Origin of the sequence: Mycolicibacterium rhodesiae (assembly GCF_002086695.1) — a bacterium.
Taxonomy (GTDB): Bacteria; Actinomycetota; Actinomycetes; order Mycobacteriales; family Mycobacteriaceae; genus Mycobacterium; species Mycobacterium rhodesiae.
This window is the reverse complement of sequence record NZ_MVIH01000001.1, coordinates 718782-740176: the sequence shown is the minus strand read 5'-3', so window position 1 is coordinate 740176 and position 21395 is coordinate 718782. Positions and strand designations below refer to the sequence as shown.

Here is a 21395-nt window from a genome sequence, read left to right as displayed (position 1 = left end):
ACGGCAGACCTGCGGGACCCGAGCCTGCGAGGGGACCGCATGAGCCAGCCTCCGCCCTATTACCCGCCGCCGCCGTATGGTTCGCCGTACGGGCCAGGTCCGTATCCCTATCCGGCGCCGAAACCGACCAACGGGATGGCGATCGCATCGCTGATCTGCGCCTTCGTGTTCGCGCCGCTGGGCATCATCTTCGGCCACGTCTCGCTGTCACAGATCAAGAAGTCCGGTGAAGACGGGCGGGGTCTGGCGATCGCCGGGTTGGTGATCAGCTACCTGGTGACCGTGCTGAGCATCGTCGTGATCGTCGCCGGGGTGGCGTTCTTCTCGTGGATGGGCCGAGAGTTGCAGAAGACGGGCGGGGCGGGCATCCCGCGCACCCTTCCCGGTGGCAGCGGACAGCTGCCCCCGTTCAATCCGCCGGTCACCCTCGGCGCCAACTGCCAGTACCCGGCGACCGCGACCCCGGCCGACAAGCCGGTCAAACCGCCCGTCGCCGGCAAGGTGCCGACCACGCCGGCGACGGTGGACGCGACGGTGGTCACCAACGCCGGCCCGATCGTCATCCACCTCGACAACGCCAAAGCGCCGTGCACGGTGAACAGCTTCGAAAGCCTGGTCCGGCAGAACTACTTCGACAACACGCCGTGTCACCGGCTGACCGACTTGCCGTCACTGTCGGTGCTGCAGTGCGGCGACCCGACCGGACAGGGTACGGGCGGACCCGGGTACCGGTTCGCCAACGAGTACCCGACCAACCAGTTCCGTCCGTTCGATCCGGCACTGCGACAGGCGGTGAAGTATCCGCGCGGAACCCTCGCCATGGCCAACGCCGGGCCGGACACCAACGGCAGTCAGTTCTTCATCGTCTACCGCGACTCGATGCTCCCGCCGACGTACACGGCGTTCGGCCAGGTCGACAAGACCGGTTGGGGCGTCATCGACGACATCGCCGCCACCGGCATCGCCGGCGGTTCTGACGACGGCAAGCCGGCCCGGCCGGTGACGATCAAGTCGATCCGGCTGAACTGACGCCGGCCGTCAGCCGGGCAGGCCCTGCTCTTCGGTTGGCAGCGGCGCCGGCCCCTTGATCGCGGGGGTCGCGGCGGGAAGCTGGCCCTTGGGCTGATCCGGCGACTGGGTGACCGTGACGCCGGTCGACATCTCCGAGCTGATGAGCGAACCGGGTGTCTGCGGATTGGCCGCTACCGCGGCGAAGACGCCGAGGGAGACCAACGCACCGGCTCCGATAGTGGTGGACAACACGTGAAAACGCTTCATAGTCAATCTCTTTCCAAGTAGGTCTTGGCACCTGAGAACACGTATGAGTACAAGAACGTTGCGGCGGCCGAATATTCCGCGGCTCGCGACGAAATAATCTGCGGCGCAGACACGTTGGACAACACGTTATGACTCTTGGTTTGTCTCGATTCGTTCGTATCGTTCTGGGCGCGCTCGCCGCGGCCGCTTTCCTACTCGCACCTACCGCGCTGATCGTCGCACCGGCCGGCCAGGCCACACCCGTCCCGCAGGGCTGCTACAACGGCGTCATCCCGTGGAATCCCTACCTGAAGAGCTGCAGTCTGCCCTCGACCCAACCGCGGGTACGCGGTGCCGCCCCGGATGCGACCGCGATCATCGCCTGCCACAACCATCCCGGCTGCCTGTCCTGGTACGTCAATGGCGGGCCGTAACCGGCTGCACGCCGATCAGGCCGCGCTGGTCACCCGGTATACGTCGTAGACACCTTCGATATTGCGGACCGCGTTGAGTACGTGGCCGAGATGCTTGGGATCACCCATCTCGAAAGTGAAGCGGCTCACCGCAACTCGGTCGTTGGATGTGGTGACCGATGCCGACAGGATGTTGACGCGTTCGTCGGCAAGCACTCTCGTGACATCGGAGAGCAGCCGGTGCCGGTCGAGGGCCTCGACCTGAATGGCGACCAGGAACACCGAGGTCGGTGACGGCGCCCAGTTCACCTCGATGATGCGTTCCGACTGTTGTTGCAGGGATGCGGCATTGGTGCAGTCGGTGCGGTGCACGCTGACACCGCCACCCCGGGTGACGAAGCCCATGATGTTGTCGCCGGGAACCGGAGTGCAGCACTTGGCCAGCTTGGTCAGCACCCCGGTCGCACCGGGCACAGCGACCCCGGTGTCGTCGCTACTGCGCTGACGCACCGGCATGGTCGCGGGCGTGGAGCGCTCGGCGAGTTCGTCCTCGGCACTCTCGGCTCCGCCGAGTTGGGCCACCAGCCGCTGCACGACGTGTCGTGGGGATACATGCCCCTCCCCGACCGCCGTGTACAGCGCCGAGACATCGGCATACCGCAGTTCCTGGGCCAGTGCCGCCATCGCCTCGGCGTTGACCAGTTTCTGCAACGGCAGCCCGCCACGGCGCACTTCGCGTGCGATCGAATCCTTGCCGGCCTCCAGCGCCTCATCGCGGCGCTCCTTGGCGAACCACTGCCGGATCTTGGCCTTGGCCCGCGGGGACACCACGAAGCCCTGCCAGTCGCGCGACGGCCCGGCATTGGGTGCCTTGGAGGTGAAAACCTCAACCCTCTCGCCGTTTTCGAGCTTGCGTTCCAGCGCTACCAGGCGGCCGTCGACCCGCGCCCCGATGCAGCGGTGGCCGACCTCGGTGTGCACCGCGTAGGCGAAGTCCACCGGCGTCGACCCGGCAGGCAGGGTGACCACGTCGCCCTTCGGGGTGAACACGAAGATCTCCTGCACCGCAAGGTCGTACCGCAGGGACTCCAAGAACTCGCCGGGGTCCGCGGCTTCCCGCTGCCAGTCCAGAAGCTGGCGCATCCAGGCGGTCTCGTCGATCTCGGCGGCGCTGTGTGGATGCGGAACACCGTTGCGGCCCTTGGATTCCTTGTAGCGCCAGTGCGCCGCAATGCCGAACTCCGCGGTGTCGTGCATGTCGCGGGTGCGGATCTGCACCTCCAGCGGCTTGCCTTCCGGTCCGACGACCGTGGTGTGCAGCGACTGGTACACCCCGAATCGGGGCTGGGCGATGTAGTCCTTGAACCGGCCGGGCATCGGCTGCCACAGCGAATGCACAACGCCGACAGCGGCGTAACAGTCGCGGATCTCCTCACAGAGGATCCGCACACCGACCAGGTCGTGGATGTCGTCGAAATCGCGGCCCTTGACGATCATCTTCTGGTAGATCGACCAGTAATGCTTCGGCCTGCCCTCCACGCTGGCGTTGATCTTCATCCCCGACAACGCACTGTTGATCTCGACGCGGACCTTGGCCAGATAGGTGTCCCGCGACGGCGCGCGGTCGGCGACCAGCCGGACGATCTCCTCGTAACGCTTGGGGTGCAGGATCGCGAACGACAGATCCTCGAGCTCCCACTTGACGGTGGCCATCCCCAGCCGATGGGCAAGCGGGGCAATCACTTCCAGCGTCTCGCGGGCTTTGCGGGCCTGCTTCTCCGGCGGCAGGAACCGCATGGTGCGCATGTTGTGCAGCCGGTCGGCGACCTTGATGACCAACACCCGCGGATCGCGCGCCATCGCGATGATCATCTTGCGGATGGTCTCGCCCTCGGCGGCGGTGCCCAGCGCGACCTTGTCCAGCTTGGTCACCCCGTCCACCAGGTGGGCGACCTCTTCACCGAAGTCGGCGGTCAGCGCCTCCATGGCGTAACCGGTGTCCTCCACGGTGTCGTGCAGCAGCGCCGCCACCAGCGTGATGGTGTCCATACCGAGTTCGGCGAGGATGTTCGCGACCGCGAGCGGGTGGGTGATGTAAGGGTCGCCGGAACGGCGCAGCTGATCGGCGTGCTTGGCCTCGGCCACCTCGTAGGCTCGCTGCAGGATCGCCAGGTCGGCCTTGGGGTAGAACTCGCGGTGGACTGCCACCAATGGTTCGAGGACCGGATTGACGGTGCTGCGCTGCGACGTCATCCGCCGTGCGAGCCGGGCGCGGACCCGCCGCGATGCGCTGCTGCTGGTTTTGGGAGTTTCGGTCCGCGGCTCGGCGGGCGGGACGTCGGAGACCGGCGCCGGCGCGGCGGTCAGCGACGCATTGTCGTCTGCCATGCCGCACCTCCTCGCCACCAGGACCGACTTCGAGGATATCTCCCCGTCCGCGGCCAAGTGGCGGGCCCGGCCCGTCGCGGCTAATCCAGCGCGGAGGTGATCGGCTTGTCCCGGATGACGTAGCTGCCCGGCTCGTTCGGATTCGGCGTCGAGAACGTCGCGCCGTTGAGCTGGTAGGTCGAGTTGCCGAGCTTGATGGTGAAGTCGCCGGTGACGTTCCACACCGGCACCGAACCTTCGATCCACGCGGTCTTGCCCGCGGCCACCGGCACATTCACCGTCTGGGTGAAGGTGTGGGTCTGCACCCACGTGTGCGAGTAGTTGGCGGTGATCTCGATGTTGATGATCGACGCGAGCTTGGCCAGCCCGCCGCCGGACAGCTTCAGGCTCAACCCCACCGTGTCGGACTGCGACACCTGATCGGCGATGGAGATGCTGTACGTGGTCGGCGTCGACGTCGTGTTCGATACCGGGGTGCCGACGGTCCGGACCGGGCTGAAACCCTTCACCTCGCTCTTCGCGGCGAAGTTGCAGCTCGCGATCGAACCGTCGTAGCAGACGTTGGGAAGCACCGCCGCGATCTTGGCCGCGTCCGCCGCGCCGAGGGTGATCGTCGGGCTCCCCTTGTCCTGCCCGATGGCCATCTTGTCGTTGGGGACGTTGCATTCTCCGTTGCCGCCGGCGCCGCAACTGGTTTCGCGCGGCTTGGTCTGGAACTTCACCTGGAAGGTCGTGCCCTGGTAACCCTCGGGCACATAGCCGACGTTGGACGGGGTGTAGCCGAAGCCCACGGTGCCGAAATTGGTGACGATGTCCCCGACGCGGAACAGGTACCAATTGACATCCCAGCCGGCTTCACCGCCGGGCATGATGACCGTGCCGACCGCCGGGCCGCCGTCCAGATCCCCGGTGCCGCCCGCATAGCCGTTGAACTTCAGCGGAGCCAGCGTGTAGTTGCGGAACCAGAACCGTTCCGTGACCCCGAGCGTCGGCCGTACCTTGACGTTGACCGGGACCACGGTCAAACCGTGCTGGCCGTCGTCGGCGACGACAGTGAAGGTGTCGACGCCGCCGGCTTCGGCGAAATCGTTGGTCGGCTTGTAGTAGTACGTTCCGTTCGGGTTGATCGTCAGCGTGCCGTTGGCCGGCCCCTGGACGACCCGGTATGTCAGCTTGTTGCCGTTCGGGTCGGAGGGCAAGAGATCACCGATCACCTCTCCGGTGACGAACTCGTAGACCTCGCGCGGATGCAGGGTCGGAACGCCGTTGACCGCGCTGCGATCCGTTGCCCGCCGCACCGCGTCGACCGCGTCGAGGAGCATGGTGCGCAACGGGAGCTCCGCACCGACACCGCCGGAGGTGGCCGGGTTCGGGGCGTAGCCCAGCACACTCGCGATGTTGGCGGCGAGGATGTCGACGTCGATCCGCAGTGGCGACGGCGCGCGCAGCGTCTTCGTCGCACTCGAGGACGCGACCGGCGCGGTGTCCGTGGCGGCGACGGCGTCGTCGGCCGCGGCGGGGCGGGGTACCGGCGTCACCCGCGCGGCCCGCGCAGTACCGGACTTGACGGTCTTGGCCGCCGACGCCGTCGCGCCGGCGCGAGCGCGCGGCTTGGCCGGTCCGTGCCCGACGCTCTTCGCGGCGGTGGACGCCGACGGGGAATCCGGCGTATCCGCGGATGCCGTCCCGCACATGCTGCCGATCATCACGCCGCAGCCGATCGCGAAGGCCGCTGCGGCAAGCCGCGGAACCAGAATCGTGGATTGCACAGATGCCTCCTCGGCCGACCCCCGACAGGCCGCTAAGCCGCAAGCATCGCCGAGTCATCCCGTGACGGACAACGCGAATGTCAGACTGCCACTTGATGTTTGCCGACCCGCCACACGGCAGCGCGGCGAATTAACCTGGCTCAGATGGTTTGCAGGCTGGTCACCTGCAGCGGCGCGACCTTCTCGCGCCCGCCGAGCCCAGGCAGTTCCAGCACCACCGCGGCAGCGGGCACCTCCGCACCACTTGCGGCCAGCAGTGCACGTGCCGCGGCCAGGGTTCCGCCGGTGGCGAGCACGTCGTCGATGATGACGACGCGGCGACCAGCCAGCTCGATCCCCTCAGCCGGGATCTCCAATGTGGCCGTGCCGTATTCGAGCGTGTAGGTCTCGCTGTGCACCGGCGGAGGCAGTTTTCCGCCCTTGCGGACGGCCAGCACACCGATACCGAGCCGGTGGGCGACCGCGCCGCCGAGCAGGAATCCGCGGGCATCGATGCCTGCCACCAGATCGGCACCTTCGGCGATTTCGGCCATCGCCGCGGTGATGACGGCCAGCCCGTGTGGGTCGGCCAGCACCGGGGTGAGGTCCTTGAATTGGATACCCGGCTCCGGGAAGTCGGGCACCTCGCGGGTGAGCGCCTTGAGGACGTCGGTGACCGAAGCCGTCATTTCTCGAACACCCATCTGTCCATGTTCCAACCCGCGCCCCACTTGGTCGGATTGCCCTCGACGGCGTACATCTTCTTCGACACCAGCACCGTGCGCTGCTGACGGTACAGCGGAAGGGTGGGCATGTCGCCCCACAGGATGGGCGAACTGTCGGTCAGCAACCTGGCCTGTTCCTTCGAATCGGACGTGATGGCCAGCGCCGAGATGATGCCGTCGATCTGCGGATTGGAGTACCGCGGCAGGTTGTTGCCGTCGCCGGCGAACAGGGTGTAGGCGTCCAGCGCCGACGATCCGGTCGAGCCGCTGCCGGTCGCGCCGCCGGTGCTGGCCAGCAGGACGTCGAGCTGGCCGTCACGCAGCGCCTGCGGGCCTGCCGACTGCGACGTCGCATCGACGACGGTGATGCCGGCGGCCGCGCACGACTTGGTGATCGCACCGACGGTGGCCGCCAGTCGCGGGTTGGGCGCCTGGTAGCCGATCCGCACGGTCAGTGGCTGGCCGCCGAGCGCATCCCGGGCGGCGTCGGGGTTGGCCGCACCGAACTGAGGGCCGATCGCCACGCCTTCGATACCGCTGAACGCGTCGTCGCTGGCAGGGTTGAGGCGGGCATTCGAGATCGGCGCCTCGGCGTTCAACGCGATCAGGTCGCGCGGGGTGCACAGCGCCACCGCCCGGCGGGCCGGCGTCGCGGCCAGTGGACCGTCCGGGGCGAAGATCAGCTGCTCGATCCCGCCGGACGGCAGCTCGCGGCGGTCGTAGCCGTCGGGGGTCGTCAACGTGCCCGACGATCCGGTGGCCACATCGACCACCTGGAACGTGCCGCTGTTGATCCGGTCCTGTACGTCGACGCCGCGCGGCCACACGGTGATCCGCTTGGTGATCGGCTTGGCGCCCCACCAGCGGTCGTTGGCGGTGAGTACCACCGCGCCTTCCGGCAGCACGGCGTCGATCTTGTACGGCCCGGACGACGGGAAGCGTTTGAGGTCGTCGGCACTGAGGCCGGGCTTGAGATCCCATACCGAGTTCCATGCCTGCGCGATGCGGTCGATGGCGGCGGGGTCGCCGGCCTGGATGGTCCGGGTGATGTCGATGCCCAGGACGTCGCCGAGCACATGCGACGGCATCATCGAGGTGGCGGTGAACAGCTGCAGGTAGTCGGTGACGGCCCGGCCAGGAAAGTAGGTGACGCGGGCCCTCTTCTGACCCGGCTGACAGTCGATGCTGTCGATGTCCAGGTAGCCGCCACGGCTGGCGGCGTCGAACGCCGGGAACCGCCCGGACTGCGCCGCCCACGCCAGCACCATGTCGTCACAGGTGACCGGCTTGCCGTCGGAGTACACGGCGTTGTCGGCGATCTGGTAGTCCAGCACCAGCGGATCGCGGCCCACCACCGACACCGAGCCGAAGTCGTGATCGGCCAGCACCTGGCCGTCGGGCCCGTGGAAATTGAACCCGGTGAGCACCCGCGCGAAGGCCTGCGGTCCCGCCGAGGCCGCGCCGCGCACCGTGTTGGTGTTGTAGGTGAGCAGCATGCCGTCGACGGCGTAGTTGATCTGATCCGCGGGGCTACCCGAACACGACGTCAGGGCGCTCGGCGCGAGCACCCCCAGGACAGCGGCCACTGCGACAGCGGCGGCGCGCCGACGCCCGACTGCCATGGCGCGCTATCGCCCGCGGGGGCTACGTTTGCCCGTCGGCCGGCCCGGGCGGGCCGGACGGGCACCCGGCGTGGGCTTGTTGCCGACCGAGGGAGTCCCCCCGATTGCCGCTTCGGCCGGGACCGCGTCGGCGGCCTCGTCCAGATCCGCGGCTCCGCCGGTGACGACGTCGCTGGCCGTCGCCGACGGCTTGCGGCGGTTGGCCACCCGGCGATTGTGGGTGCGCACCCGGTCGGTGCGTTCGCGCAGCGACACCAGCAACGGGGTGGCGAAGAAGATCGACGAGTAGGTCCCGACGATCACGCCGACCAGCTGCACCAGCGCCAGGTCCATCAGTGTGCCGACGCCGAGCAGCCACACCGCGACGACGATCAGCGCCACGATCGGCAGCACCGAGATGAGGCTGGTGTTGATCGATCTCATGAAGGTCTGGTTGACGGCCAGGTTCGCCCGCTCGGCGAATGTTCGCCGCGCGGTCAGGTCGAACCCTTCGGTGTTCTCCTCAACCTTGTCGAACACGATGACCGTGTCGTAGAGCGAGAACCCCAGAATCGTGAGCAGGCCGATCACCGTCGCAGGCGTGACCTCGAAGCCGACGATCGAATACACGCCCGCCGTGACGACGAGGTCGAACACCAACGTGAGCAACGCCGAGATCGCCATGTAGCGCTCGTAGCGGAAGGTGATGTAGATCGCCGCGAGCACCAGGAACACCGCGAGCGCGATCAGCGCCTTCTTGGTGATCTGGTCACCCCAGGTCTCCGAGACGGCCGAGTCGCTGATCGTCGACTTGTCGGGCTGCCCGTTGCCGGCTTTCGGCTTGAACGCCTCGAACAGCGCGTCGCGCAACTGCTCGGTCTGCTGATTGGTCAGCGCCTCCGAGCGGATCTGCACGGTGGCCGAGCTGCCGTTGCCGACCAGCACGACCGACTCCGGCGCCCGGCCCAGCGTCTTGGAGAAGACGTCTTCCACCTGCTGGACGGTCGCGGTGCCGTTCTGCCCGGCGACCGGCATGCCGACCTTGGTGCCGCCCTGGAAGTCGATGCCGAAGGTGAAGCCCTTCAACACGATGCTCGCGACGCAGGCCAGGACGATCAGCCCGCTGATCGCATACCAGAGCTTGCGCTTGCCGATGACCTCGAAGGCACCGGTGCCGGTGTAGAGACGGACGAAGAAGCCGTGCCTGGGCGCGCCTGCGCCGGTTGCTTCCAGATCGGGTGCTTCGACGGCGGAGGATTCGGTGACGTCTGCAGCGTCCTCAGTGGTTTTGTCAGCCATGGGAGTTACCTCCGTCCCGTCGCAGTGGCGGCGGCTCGCCGTTCTCGGGCGATCTGCTGGACCGCACCGAGACCGTTGAACGCCGGTTTGGCCATCGTCGGCGACTTCGACGCCAGATACACCATCGGCCAGGTCACCAAGAACACCACGACGACGTCGAGAATCGTTGTCAACCCGAGGGTGAACGCGAAGCCCTTCACCTGGCCGACGGCGAGGAAGTACAGCACCGCGGCAGCCAGGAAGGTGACCGCGTTGCCGGACAGAATCGTCTTACGGGCACGAGCCCAACCGCGCGGCACCGCCGAGCGGAACGAACGCCCTTCCCGGATCTCGTCCTTGATGCGCTCGAAGAACACCACGAACGAGTCGGCGGTCGTGCCGATACCGATGATCAGACCTGCGATACCGGCCAGGTCGAGGGTGTAGTTGATGTATCTGCCGAGCAGCACCAGGATGCCGAACACCATGGCGCCGGACGCGACGAGCGACAGCGCGGTCAACAGTCCCAACACCCGGTAGTAGAGCAGCGAGTACAGCAGCACCAGCCCCAGGCCGATCGCACCCGCGATCAGGCCCGCCCGAAGCGACGCCAATCCCAGTGTCGCCGAGACGGTTTCGGCCTCCGACGACTCGAAGGACAACGGGAGTGATCCGTATTTCAGGACGTTGGCGAGTTGTTTGGCGGTGTCGGCGGTGAAGGGCGGGTTGCCGCCGCTGATCTGGGTGCGCCCGCCGGGGATGGCCTCGCGGATCTGCGGGGCGCTGACCACCTGCGAGTCCAGCGTGAACGCGGTCTGGGTGCCGATGTTGGCGGCGGTGAAATCCGCCCACGTGGTGGACGCCTTGTCCTTGAACTCCACGTTGACGACGTAGGCGCCGCTCTGCTGGTCGAAGCCGGAGGACGCGTCCTTGATCTCGTCGCCACTGATGATCGACTTGTCCAGCACGTAGATGTACTTGTGGTCCTGCGAGCACGCGACCAGTGGCAAATTCGGGTCGTCGTTACCGGCCAGGATGTCAGGCTGGTCGCACCTGCCCGCCATGTACTGCACCGCGATCAGCAACAGGTTCTGGTTGGTGCTCTGCCGCAGCTGCTTCTCGAAGCTGATGCGCGCCGCGAGGTCCTTGCGCGGGTCCGGCGGGGCCGGCGCCGCAGGCGGGGCTGGCTGCCCGGGAGCGGGCGGAGTCGGGGCCGCTGTCGGCGGCTGTCCCGGCGCAGGCGCAGGAGCGGGCGGTGCGGGGGTCGGTGACGGCGCAGGCTCTTCCGGGTAGGGGCGTGGCTGCGGCGCGGGCGCAGGTGCCGCCGGCGGTGGGGCGGCCGGCTCACCGGCCGCGGGAGGCGGGGCTGCGGGCGCCGGCGCTCCTGGCGGTGCTGCGCCGGGTGCCGGCGCTCCGGGTGCCGGTGCGGGCACCGGACCTCCGGGGCCACCGGCGCCGGGCACGCCCGCCGCCTGCATCTGCTGCTTGATGGCTTCGACCGGGATCGGCTGGCCGATCACCGGCCGAATGAACAGCCGGGCGGTCTGACCGAGGTTGCGGGCCTCGTTGCCGTCGTTACCGGGAACGGTGATGACGAGGTTGTCGCCGTCGATCACGACTTCGGACCCCGACACGCCAAGGCCGTTGACGCGGGCACCGATGATCTGCTGAGCCTGGTTCAACGCATCACGGGTGGGACGGGAGCCGTCCGGGGTGCGCGCTGTCAGGGTGACGCGGGTTCCACCCTGCAGGTCGATGCCCAGCTTGGGGCTGGAGCGTTTGTCTCCGGTGAGGAAGACCAGCAGGTACACCCCGATGAGCAAGACCAGGAACAGCGCCAGCCATCGATAGGGATGCACCGGCGCCGAAGACGATGCCACGTTGTTGTCTCTCCTAGGTTTGTGCGCGACCCGCTGGGTCGTCGTGCCGCGTCCCGCGGATGCGGTCCTCTTCAACTCCCGCTAGAGGGTACGTGCCGAGCCTGGCGATCAGTCTTTGGTCAGGCGGTCCGCGTCGGACTCGGTGAGCTCGGTGGCCTCACTTGTCTCGTCGGCGGCGTCGTCGGCCTCGTCCTCGATGCGGTCGCGGATGGCGAGCTTCATCCAGGTGGTCACGACGCCGGGCGCGATCTCGAGGTCGACGGTGTCGTCGGTGATTCCGGTGATCGTGGCCTGAAGACCGGAGGTGGTGTGTACCCGGTCGCCGACGGTCAACGACTCGTGCAAGTCGATGGTGGCCTGCATGGCCTTGCGTTGGCGCCGGGAGGCGAAGTACATGAATGCGCCCATGATGATGATCAGGGGCAGGAAGACGAGCAGGTCCATGGCGGAACAATTCTTTCGTATCGGATGCCGGGTTCAGCGCGCCGCGACCGTCAGGTCACGGGGTTCATAGCTGACCAGTCTGCCATTGCGCCGGTCCGGCGTGGACCGGCACCGCCGGTGGAAGATGGTCGGATGGACCTGATTGATGCCCTGCGCAGCACCGGGTCGGTGCGCGAGTTCACCGACGCGCCGGTCGACGACGCGGTCCTGGCGCGCATCCTCGACACTGCGCGCTTCGCCCCCAGCGGGGCCAATGCGCAGGCCTGGCGCCTGGTCGTGGTCAAGGATCCGCAGATCCGCACCCGTCTACGCGACCTGTATCGACAGCCGTGGGTGGAGTATCTGGCCCTCACCGGGGCCGGTCTGCGGCCGTGGTCGCCGGTCAACGATCCCGCTGCCGAAACGTCGGCCCTGGCCGCTGGCACCGCACAGGCCGAGCAGGCTGCGGCAAGCGGATTGGCCGCCCACCTCGACGAGGTTCCGGTTCTGTTGGCGCTGTTCGCCGACCTGTCCCAGCTGGCCGCGGTCGACCGAGACCTCGACCGCTATTCCCTGGCCGGCGGCGCTTCGGTCTATCCCTTCGCCTGGAGCATCCTGCTGGCCGCCCGCGCGGAAGGGCTCGGCGGCGTGCTGACCACGATGTTGATCAGGGAAGAAGACGAGGTCAAGCGGCTACTCGGCGCCGAGGGACCGTTGGTACTGGCCGCGGTGATCGCGCTCGGCCATCCGGTTCGCCAGGTCAAACGGCTGACCCGCCAGCCGGTGGCATCATTCGCCACGATCGACCGGCTCGACGGCACACCCTTTCCCGCTGTTTGATCCGACTGATTGCGTTGATTCAGTCGCTCTAGGCGACGCAATCCATCGTTCGATGCCCCCTGGGGATAAGTTTTCAGTTGCATCGCGCTGTTACGCGACTAGGCTCGATGTGCCCTCGTCGCGCCAGCCACTCGTCTAGGAGACCGAAAGTGACCACCCTCGAGCAGAGCCGCAAACTCGTCACCGAGATTCCGGGCCCCGAGTCCATCGAACTGAGCAAGCGCAGGGTCGCCGCGGTGTCGCACGGCGTCGGCGTCACGATGCCCGTCTTCACCGCGCGGGCCGGCGGCGGGATCATCGAAGACGTCGACGGCAACCGCTTGATCGATCTCGGCTCGGGCATCGCGGTCACGACGATCGGCAACGCGTCGCCGCGGGTGGTCGAAGCCGTGCAGGCGCAGGTCGCCGACTTCACCCACACCTGCTTCATGGTGACGCCTTATGAGGAGTATGTCGCCGTCGCCGAGCACCTCAACCGGCTTACCCCGGGCTCCTACGAGAAGCGCTCGGCATTGTTCAACTCCGGCTCCGAAGCCGTGGAGAACGCGGTCAAGATCGCGCGTTCCTACACGCGCAAGACCGCGGTGGTGGCCTTCGACCACGCCTACCACGGGCGCACCAATCTGACGATGGCCCTGACCGCGAAGTCGATGCCCTACAAGAGCGGGTTCGGCCCGTTCGCCCCCGAGATCTACCGCGCCCCACTCTCCTATCCCTACCGCGACGGGCTGATCGACAAGGAATGGGCCACCGACGGTGAACTGGCCGCCGAGCGGGCGCTGAACATCATCGACAAACAGATCGGCGCGGCCAATCTGGCCGCGGTGATCATCGAGCCGATCCAGGGTGAGGGCGGCTTCATCGTCCCCGCCCCCGGGTTCCTGCCGACACTGCGGGCGTGGTGTTCGGAGAACAACGTGGTGTTCATCGCCGACGAGGTCCAGACCGGGTTCGCCCGCACCGGCACCATGTTCGCCTGCGAGGACGAGGGCATCGAGCCGGATCTGATCGTGACAGCCAAGGGCATCGCCGACGGTCTGCCGCTCTCGGCGGTGACCGGGCGCGCCGAAATCATGGACGCCCCGCACGTCAGCGGTCTCGGTGGCACCTACGGCGGCAATCCCCTGGCCTGCGCGGCCGCGCTGGCCACCATCGAGACCATCGAACTCGACGGCCTGGTGGATCGGGCCAAGCAGATCGAAGCGGTGATGAAGGACAAGCTCGGCCGGATGCAGGCCGACGACGACCGCATCGGTGATGTCCGCGGCCGCGGCGCAATGATCGCCGTCGAGTTGGTGAAATCCGGTACCGCCGAACCAGATCCGGACCTCGCCAAGAAGCTGGCGGCCACGGCGCACGCCCAGGGCGTGGTGGTGCTGACGTGTGGCACATACGGCAATGTGCTGCGTTTCCTGCCGCCGTTGGCGATCAGCGATGAGCTGCTGACCGAGGGACTCGACGTACTGGCTGAGATTCTCGCCGGCCTGCGATGACTCAGAACTTCATCGACGGCCAGCTGGTCGACTCGGTGAGCGGGGCGACGATGCCGATCGTCGACCCGTCCACCGGCGAAAAATACGGCACCGCACCGATTTCCAATGAACAGGACATCGACACCGCATACGCCGCGGCCGGCCGGGCGTTCGCCGACTGGAAGCGCACCACGCCCTCGCAGCGCCAGAAGGCGCTGCTCGATTTCGCCGACGACGTCGAAAAGCATGCGGAAAGCCTGGTTGCCGCCGAGGGGCGCAACACCGGTAAGCCCCTCCACATCACGATGGCCGAAGAGATCCCCCCGATGGTCGACCAGATCCGGTTCTTCGCCGGTGCTGCACGGATCCTGGAGGGCAAGTCGGCGGGCGAATACCTGGCCGACCACACCTCGTGGATCCGTCGTGAGCCGGTCGGGGTGATCGGGCAGGTCGCGCCCTGGAACTACCCGATGATGATGGCGATCTGGAAGTTCTGCCCCGCCATCGCCGCCGGCAACACCGTCGTGCTCAAACCGAGTGACACCACCCCCGTCACCACAGTGATGCTGGCCGAGATCGCCGCCAGGCACTTCGGGCCCGGCGTGCTCAACGTCGTGTGCGGGGACCGGGTTACCGGTGCCGGCGTCGTCGCGCATCCGACCCCGCAGATGGTGTCGATCACCGGATCCGTCGCCGCGGGGCGGGCGGTCGCGGTCAGTGCCGGCGGCCACCTCAAACGCACTCACCTCGAGCTCGGCGGCAAAGCGCCGGTGATCGTGTTCGACGACGCCGACATCGCCGCCGCCGCAGAGGGAATCGCGACGGCCGGATACTTCAACGCCGGCCAGGACTGCACCGCGGCCACCCGGGTGCTGGCCCGCGCGGGCGTCGCCGAGGACCTCACCGCCGCACTGGCCGAACAGGCCAACGCCGCGGCCACGACTTTCGGGCGGGCCGCCGACGACGAAGATGCCTGGGTGCCACCGGTCAACAACACCGATCAACTCGACCGGGTGCTGGGGTTCCTGTCCGACGTTCCGGCTCACGCGACTGTCGCTGCGGGCGGCAAACGTCAGGGCGACAAGGGTTTCTACATCGAGCCAACTGTGATCGGCGGCCTGCGCCAGGAGGACCGGCACGTCCGGGAGGAGATCTTCGGGCCGGTGATCACCGTGCAGTCCTTCGCAGACGAGGACGAAGCCCTTCGCTTGGCCAACGGCGTGGAGTACGGCCTGGCCTCGTCGGTGTGGACGTCAGACGTGTCGCGGGCACTTCGGGTGTCCAACGCGCTGGACTTCGGGTGCGTCTGGATCAACACACACATCCCCCTGGTCGCCGAGATGCCGCACGGTGGCTTCAAGTCGTCAGGCCACGGCAAAGATCTGTCGATGTACTCACTTGAGGACTACACCCGCATCAAGCACGTGATGGCCTACACCGGCTGAGTGGCGCGTCGCGTTCCGTGACCAGGTCGGCGACCCGGCGGCGGATCTCGTCGTCGGTCAGGCCTGACACAACCAGCCGGCCCAGTTCGTCGTCCGTCGGCCGTCGGCACCGTTCGGCGATGAGAACGTCGATGTAGCAATTGAATTCGTCGACAGCCCGGCCGCCGGGCAGTTCGTCGGCCCACCGCCAGAACAGCACCCGATCATCGTCCGGCACACCCAGAGCGGTGCAGATCTCGACTATCCGGATGAAGTCGGCGTCGGGAACGAACGTTGCGGCCATGACTACCACTGTGTCCCGAATGCCGCCGAATCCCAGCACCGATGTGGTGCATATCGCACAGCGACATCGGTTACGCGCGCCACCCGCCGCACCTGATGGGCGACGGGCGGCGGTCAACCGAATTTCTTAGTGCGAGACCGGCGTTCGGCGCGAACCGCCGAACATGTCACGCAAACCGCGACGACGGGGCCTCTCCTCCTCGACCACGTCGGTGGCGCGGCGGTGATGCCCCTCGATCACAGGCTCATTCGCCGTGACCGTCGCGGGCGCCGGTTCAACCGGCTCAGCAGCAACGGGCTCGGTGACCACCGGGCGCGTCGCGTAGCGCACGTCGCGCACGCTGTGCACCGACACCCGACCCAATGCCATCGCGCCGAAGAAGATGATCAGTGCGCCGAGGCCGCTCCAGAACGCCAGCTCCAGCGCGACCTGCCCGGCAGCGCTGCCTGCCACCGGTGCGCCGACGTCGCCGAGACCCCATGGGCCGGCGAAGAGCCGGCCCACTACGAACCAGGTGCCGGCGATGACGGCCAGCCAGCCGCCGAGCAGAGCGGTGGCCCGGTTACGTGACATCAACAACAGCAGCCCGCCGACGACTGCGACGGCGCCGGGCAGGACCTCGAGCCAGCCGCGGGCCGCGGTCCAGGTCAATGGCGTGTCCGGGTCGTAGGCGAAATCGAAGTACGGTCCGACGAACGGAATCAGCGCTCCCCAGAGCCCCAGCAGTACGAGCAGAAATCCACTGGCCGCGCCCCGGCTGCGGGCGATCTCCATCCGGCCGGCACGCGGATCCAGGCGGGTGTCTACGTCTTTCATGACGCCTCCTTGACTCAAGGGTGTGTCCCGAGATGTGCGTCGGATACCCGCGTGTCGCACGCCTCTAACGGAGCTGGGAGGCCGGACAGAGAGCAAGTTCACAGGACCGGTTCCTAGCATCGACCGTGACCGAGGAATAACGTTAGTTTCGCTAACGTAGTTTAATTTGGGCGCAACGAGGCGCCGGCCAATCTTCTTTGTCTAGTTCGTTGATGGAGTTTCGTCATGCCGACTGATACTCGCGAAGCCCGGTTTGAGCAGCGCGTTGCCAATCTGTACGCCACCGACCCACAGTTCGGCGCGGCCGCACCCGACCCGGCGGTGACCGCGGCCGCCAGCCAACCCGGCTTGCCTCTTTCCGCCGTCATCAAGACCGTTTTCGACGGCTACGCCGACCGCCCCGCAGTGGGCCAGCGGGCGGTGCAGTTCGTCGAGGATCCGAACACCGGACGCACCACCGCCGAACTGACGCAGGCGTTCGACACCATCACCTATCGCCAGCTCTGGGATCGGGTGCAGGCCGTCGCCGGCGCCTGGTCCGCCGAGACCGTCGCCGTGGGCGACCGCGTGGCCATCCTCGGTTTCACGAGCGTCGATTACACGATCATCGACCTCGCACTGACGCAGCTGGGCGCGGTATCCGTGCCGCTACAGACCAGTGCAGGCGCAGCCGCGCTGACGCCGATCATCGCCGAGACCGAACCTGTGGTGATCGCGTCGAGCATCGACAACCTCGATGACGCCGTCGAGCTCATCCAGGCGGGACCGGCACCGAAACGGCTTGTGGTCTTCGATTTTCGCCCGGAGGTCGATGATCAGCGTGACGCGGTGGCTGCCGCACGGGAACGCCTGACCGGAACCGACGTCGCCGTCACCACCCTGACCGACGAGATCGGCCGTGGCGCAAGTGGATCCGCGGTCCACGCCAGCGAAGCCGGGAAAGACCCGCTGGCGCTGCTGATCTACACCTCCGGCAGCACGGGCGCCCCGAAGGGTGCGATGTACCCGGCGTCCAAAGTCGCCGACATGTGGCTGGCAGCGGCCGCGCATTGGGACGACAAGCAGGGCGCCTACCCATCGATCGTGCTGAGCTTCATGCCGATGAGCCATGTGATGGGCCGCGGCGCGCTGTACGGCGCGTTGAGCACCGGAGGCACAGTCTATTTCGCCGCACGGCCCGACCTGTCGACGTTCCTCGACGACTTGGCTCTGACCCGGCCGACACAGCTGAACCTGGTTCCCCGAGTGTGGGACATGATCCATCAGGAAGTGCAGAGCGAGGTCGACCGCCGTGGGGGCGAGGCCACCGAGGCCGAGGTGCTGGCGGACAAGCGGGTAAGCCTGCTCGGTGGCCGGTTCGTCTCCGCCCTCACCGGCTCGGCGCCGATCGCACCGGAACTCAAGGAATGGGTGGAGACGTTCCTGGACATGCACCTCGTTGAGGGCTACGGCTCCACCGAGGCCGGCGCGGTGTTCGTCGACGGTGTGGTGCGCCGCCCCCCGGTGACCGACTACAAGCTCATCGACGTGCCGGAGCTGGGGTATTTCGGCACCGATCTGCCGCATCCGCGCGGCGAGCTGCTGGTCAAGTCGACGCAACTGTTCCCGGGCTACTACAAGCGTCCCGAGGTCACCGCGGCGATGTTCGACGAGGACGGCTTCTACCGAACCGGCGACATCGTCGCCGAGACCGCGCCCGACCATCTGCGGTACGTGGACCGGCGCAACAACGTGCTCAAGCTGTCGCAGGGTGAGTTCGTCACGGTCTCCAAGCTGGAGGCCGCGTTCGGGCGCAGCCCGCTGGTGCACCAGATCTACCTGTACGGCAACAGCGCCCGGCCCTACCTGCTGGCCGTCGTCGTTCCGACCGCCGAAGCCGCCGCCGGCCACGACGCCGCCGAGCTCAAGGCGCTGATCGCCGACTCGCTGCAGGACGCCGCGCGCAACGCACGGCTGCAGTCCTACGAGATCCCGCGTGACTTCTTGGTCGAGACAACGCCTTTCACCGTCGAGAACGGTCTGCTGACGGGCATCCGCAAGCTGGCTTGGCCGCGGTTGAAGGAACGCTACGGTTCCGCCCTCGAGCAGCTCTACGTCGATCTCGCCGAGGGTCAAGCCGACGAGCTGCGGTCGCTGCGGCAGAGCGGCGCCGACGCCCCCGCGCTGGCCACCATCACCCGCGCCGCCGGCGCGCTGTTGGGGGCCGCGGCAGCGGACCTGCAGCCCGATGCCCACTTCACCGACCTCGGCGGAGACTCGCTGTCGGCGTTGACGTTCGCCAACCTGCTCAACGAGATCTTCGATATCGAGGTGCCGGTGGGCGTGATCGTCAGCCCGGCCAACGACCTGCAGGCCATCGCCGGCTACATCGAGAGCGAGCGCAGCTCGGGCAGCAAGCGACCGACATTCGCCTCGGTGCACGGCGCAGACGCCACCGAAGCCCATGCCAGTGATCTCACGCTGGACCGCTTCATCGATGCCGCCACCCTGGCCGCGGCACCGCAGCTGCCCGGCCCGGCGAAGGAGATCCGCACCGTATTGCTCACCGGCGCAACCGGATTCCTGGGCCGCTACCTGGCGCTGGAATGGCTCGAGCGGATGGACCTGGTCGACGGCAAGGTGATCTGCCTGGTCCGCGCCAAGGATGGCGATTCCGCGCGCGCCCGCCTTGACGCCACATTCGACAGCGGTGATCCGACGCTGCTGGCGCACTATCGCCAACTGGCCGCCGAGCATCTCGAGGTGATCGCCGGCGACAAGGGCGAGGAGAACCTCGGCCTCGATGCGGCGACGTGGCAGCGTCTGGCCGACACCGTCGACTTGATCGTCGACCCGGCGGCGCTGGTCAATCACGTGCTGCCCTACCGGGAGTTGTTCGGGCCCAACGCTGTCGGTACCGCCGAGCTCATCCGGATCGCGCTCACCACGAAGCTGAAGCCGTTCGTCTACGTGTCGACGATCGGCGTCGGTGCGGGAATCGCACCGGGACGGTTCGTCGAGGACGGCGACATCCGCGAGATCAGCGCGACCCGGACGGTCGACGATTCGTACGCCAACGGTTACGGCAACAGCAAGTGGGCCGGCGAGGTGCTGCTGCGCGAGGCCAACGATCTGTGCGGGCTACCGGTCTCGGTGTTCCGCTGCGACATGATCCTTGCCGACACCACCTACGGCGGTCAGCTCAACCTGCCCGACATGTTCACCCGGATGATGCTGAGCCTGGTGGCAACCGGCATCGCCCCGGCGTCGTTCTACGAACTCGCAGCCGACGGCAGCCGCCAACGCGCACACTACGACGGCCTGCCGGTGGAGTTCATCGCCGAGGCGATCTCCACACTGGGCGCTCACGTGACGCAGGGGTTCGAGACCTACCACGTCATGAATCCCTACGATGACGGCGTCGGGCTCGACGAGTTCGTCGACTGGTTGATCGAAGCCGGCTACCCGATCCAGCGGATCGCGGAGTACGACAGCTGGTTGCAGCGGTTCGAAACGGCGATGCGGGCACTGCCCGACCGGCAGCGTCAGTACTCGCTGCTTCCGCTGCTGCACAATTACCAGCATCCGGAACGGCCGGTCCGCGGATCGATCGCGCCGACCGAGCGGTTCCGCGCCGCGGTGCAGGACGCGAAGATCGGTCCGGACAAGGACATTCCGCACGTTTCGGCGGACGTCATCGTCAAATACATCACCGATTTGCAGTTGCTGGGCCTGCTGTAACTCGCGAAGTCCACACCAGGGTCGCGATCAACGAAGATCGACGACCCTGGTGTTGTTTTCGCCGGGTGACGCTAACGTGCCTGCCGGACCTGGTCAACAACACCGATGATGTTGTCAGCCACGAACTTTGGCTGATACAGCATCATGTTGTGCCCGCTGCCGTGAGCGATGATGTTGGACGTGCCCAGTGCCGCACCCAGCATGTCGTTGGCTTCGTGGATCTGGGCCAGCGTGTAGCTGTCCGACGTCAATGCTGCAGGGGGCGCGAACTTGTCGGCACTGAGGACGATCGCTGGAACGTGCGGAAGGGCGGTTGCATCCTGGATGGCGGCAATCGCTTCGAGCACGAGCACTGCTTCCCCGCCGGGTTCCGGCGGCTGCGCGCTGTCGCGCTCCCAGGCGCTGTTCTGTTCCGGGGTGCCGATGCGGGGCAGAAACTCAGACACCCCGTCAACCATGACGATGCCCGCCACCAGATCCGGGTGTGTCCGCGCCAGCAAGTCGAGTACAAGGCCGCCGTAGGAGTGTGCGGCGAACACGAACGGTCCCGATAGATCGGCAGCGTTGATCAGGGCGACAACGTCGTCGACGTCCTGCTGGACGGGATGAGGTTGCGGCCCGGGCGTGGACCGGTCGTTGCCGTCCAAGCGGGTGTTCGGGCGGTCGTACGCGCACACTCGCGTTGTCTTCGCAACGGCCGGTTGCACCGCATCCGGACTGGGCGCCAACTGTGCTTCAAGGATGATGTCGTAGGGCGAAGTCCGGATCGGGTCATCCCACGGCACGATGTAGTTCCACGCTTCGGCGTAGCTACCTTTACCGGGGATGATGAAAACCGTGGGCGATCCGGTGCCCTGACATTGGACGAACAGTTGCCGGCCGTCACCGATGTCGAACACCCCCGCGGGCCCGCTTCCCGGAGTCGCCGCACTGCGCGCGCAGCCGGCTGCGACGACGACAAGCACGATCAGCAAAGCCAGCGATCGCCTCACCCCGCGACGGTATACCGCGGCCGTCCCTATCAGCCACGATCGGGATGGCTCCGACCTTCTCCAGCAGGCTGCCGTTCCGGCCAGTAAGCTGCGCGCACAGGCTCACAGTCTCCG

The 21395-nt window shown here is 67.2% G+C and carries 17 protein-coding genes; 6 read left to right on the top strand and 11 right to left on the bottom strand.

The genetic code is table 11. The annotated features are described in order from the left end of the window. The first annotated feature begins 39 nt into the window (after positions 1–39). Positions 40–1029: a peptidylprolyl isomerase gene (locus BST42_RS03575; protein WP_083117121.1), complete on the top strand. Its 990-nt coding sequence runs from the start codon at positions 40–42 to the stop codon at positions 1027–1029. Positions 1030–1038: 9 nt separating this feature from the next. Here the strand turns inward: BST42_RS03575 and BST42_RS03570 are convergent, their stop codons facing one another. Then, positions 1039–1278 (bottom strand): hypothetical protein, encoded by a 240-nt coding sequence (locus BST42_RS03570; RefSeq protein ID WP_083117120.1) that lies wholly within the window; start codon positions 1276–1278, stop codon positions 1039–1041. Positions 1279–1418: 140 nt separating this feature from the next. Between BST42_RS03570 and BST42_RS03565 the strand changes: the two genes are divergently transcribed. Continuing rightward, complete coding sequence (locus BST42_RS03565; RefSeq protein WP_237159185.1) at positions 1419–1691, top strand: hypothetical protein; 273 nt, start codon at positions 1419–1421, stop codon at positions 1689–1691. Between the two features lie 15 nt (positions 1692–1706). Here BST42_RS03565 and BST42_RS03560 read toward each other — a convergent pair whose 3' ends face one another. The 7 genes from BST42_RS03560 to yajC all read right to left on the bottom strand — a co-directional run bounded on the left by BST42_RS03560 (position 1707) and on the right by yajC (position 11734). Next, complete coding sequence (locus BST42_RS03560) at positions 1707–4058, bottom strand: RelA/SpoT family protein (RefSeq protein ID WP_083117118.1); 2352 nt, start codon at positions 4056–4058, stop codon at positions 1707–1709. 80 nt (positions 4059–4138) lie between these two features. Further along, on the bottom strand, positions 4139–5827 hold the full coding sequence (locus BST42_RS03555; RefSeq protein ID WP_083117117.1) for a cadherin-like domain-containing protein: 1689 nt from the start codon (positions 5825–5827) through the stop codon (positions 4139–4141). Positions 5828–5967: 140 nt separating this feature from the next. Beyond that, entirely contained in the window at positions 5968–6510 is a 543-nt protein-coding gene (locus tag BST42_RS03550; RefSeq protein ID WP_083117116.1) for an adenine phosphoribosyltransferase, read from the bottom strand. Further along, complete coding sequence (locus tag BST42_RS03545) at positions 6492–8153, bottom strand: ABC transporter substrate-binding protein (RefSeq protein ID WP_083117115.1); 1662 nt, start codon at positions 8151–8153, stop codon at positions 6492–6494. The genes BST42_RS03550 and BST42_RS03545 overlap by 19 nt, the downstream gene beginning before the upstream one ends. 6 nt (positions 8154–8159) lie before the next feature. Next, on the bottom strand, positions 8160–9431 hold the full coding sequence (secF, locus tag BST42_RS03540; RefSeq protein WP_083117114.1) for a protein translocase subunit SecF: 1272 nt from the start codon (positions 9429–9431) through the stop codon (positions 8160–8162). Positions 9432–9436: 5 nt separating this feature from the next. Continuing rightward, on the bottom strand, positions 9437–11290 hold the full coding sequence (gene secD / locus BST42_RS03535) for a protein translocase subunit SecD (protein WP_083117113.1): 1854 nt from the start codon (positions 11288–11290) through the stop codon (positions 9437–9439). Positions 11291–11398: 108 nt separating this feature from the next. Further along, positions 11399–11734, bottom strand: coding sequence for a preprotein translocase subunit YajC (gene yajC / locus BST42_RS03530; RefSeq protein WP_083117112.1), 336 nt, complete (start codon positions 11732–11734; stop codon positions 11399–11401). 132 nt (positions 11735–11866) lie between these two features. Here yajC and BST42_RS03525 point away from each other — a divergent pair, with 132 nt between their 5' ends. The 3 genes from BST42_RS03525 (at position 11867) to BST42_RS03515 (ending at position 15470) form a co-directional block, all read left to right on the top strand. Next, positions 11867–12553: a nitroreductase family protein gene (locus tag BST42_RS03525; RefSeq protein ID WP_083117111.1), complete on the top strand. Its 687-nt coding sequence runs from the start codon at positions 11867–11869 to the stop codon at positions 12551–12553. A 149-nt stretch (positions 12554–12702) separates the two neighbouring features. Continuing rightward, positions 12703–14046: a 4-aminobutyrate--2-oxoglutarate transaminase gene (gabT, locus tag BST42_RS03520; RefSeq protein WP_083117110.1), complete on the top strand. Its 1344-nt coding sequence runs from the start codon at positions 12703–12705 to the stop codon at positions 14044–14046. Beyond that, positions 14043–15470 (top strand): aminobutyraldehyde dehydrogenase, encoded by a 1428-nt coding sequence (locus BST42_RS03515; protein WP_083117109.1) that lies wholly within the window; start codon positions 14043–14045, stop codon positions 15468–15470. The genes gabT and BST42_RS03515 overlap by 4 nt, the downstream gene beginning before the upstream one ends. Here the strand turns inward: BST42_RS03515 and BST42_RS03510 are convergent. Together BST42_RS03510 and BST42_RS03505 are read right to left on the bottom strand one after the other, a co-directional pair. Continuing rightward, on the bottom strand, positions 15442–15753 hold the full coding sequence (locus BST42_RS03510; RefSeq protein WP_083117287.1) for a hypothetical protein: 312 nt from the start codon (positions 15751–15753) through the stop codon (positions 15442–15444). The genes BST42_RS03515 and BST42_RS03510 overlap by 29 nt on opposite strands. Positions 15754–15879: 126 nt before the next feature. Then, complete coding sequence (locus BST42_RS03505) at positions 15880–16569, bottom strand: hypothetical protein (RefSeq protein ID WP_083117108.1); 690 nt, start codon at positions 16567–16569, stop codon at positions 15880–15882. A gap of 225 nt (positions 16570–16794) precedes the next feature. On the opposite strand from BST42_RS03505, the gene car reads away from it, so the two are divergent. Then, the gene (gene car / locus BST42_RS03500) at positions 16795–20289 is read left to right on the top strand and encodes a carboxylic acid reductase (RefSeq protein WP_083117107.1); all 3495 of its coding nucleotides are present in this window, start codon (positions 16795–16797) and stop codon (positions 20287–20289) included. A 71-nt stretch (positions 20290–20360) separates the two neighbouring features. Here the strand turns inward: car and BST42_RS03495 are convergent, their stop codons facing one another. After that, a complete protein-coding gene (locus BST42_RS03495) occupies positions 20361–21281 on the bottom strand; it encodes an alpha/beta fold hydrolase (protein ID WP_083117106.1) in 921 nt (306 codons plus the stop codon). Positions 21282–21395: the final 114 nt, after the last annotated feature.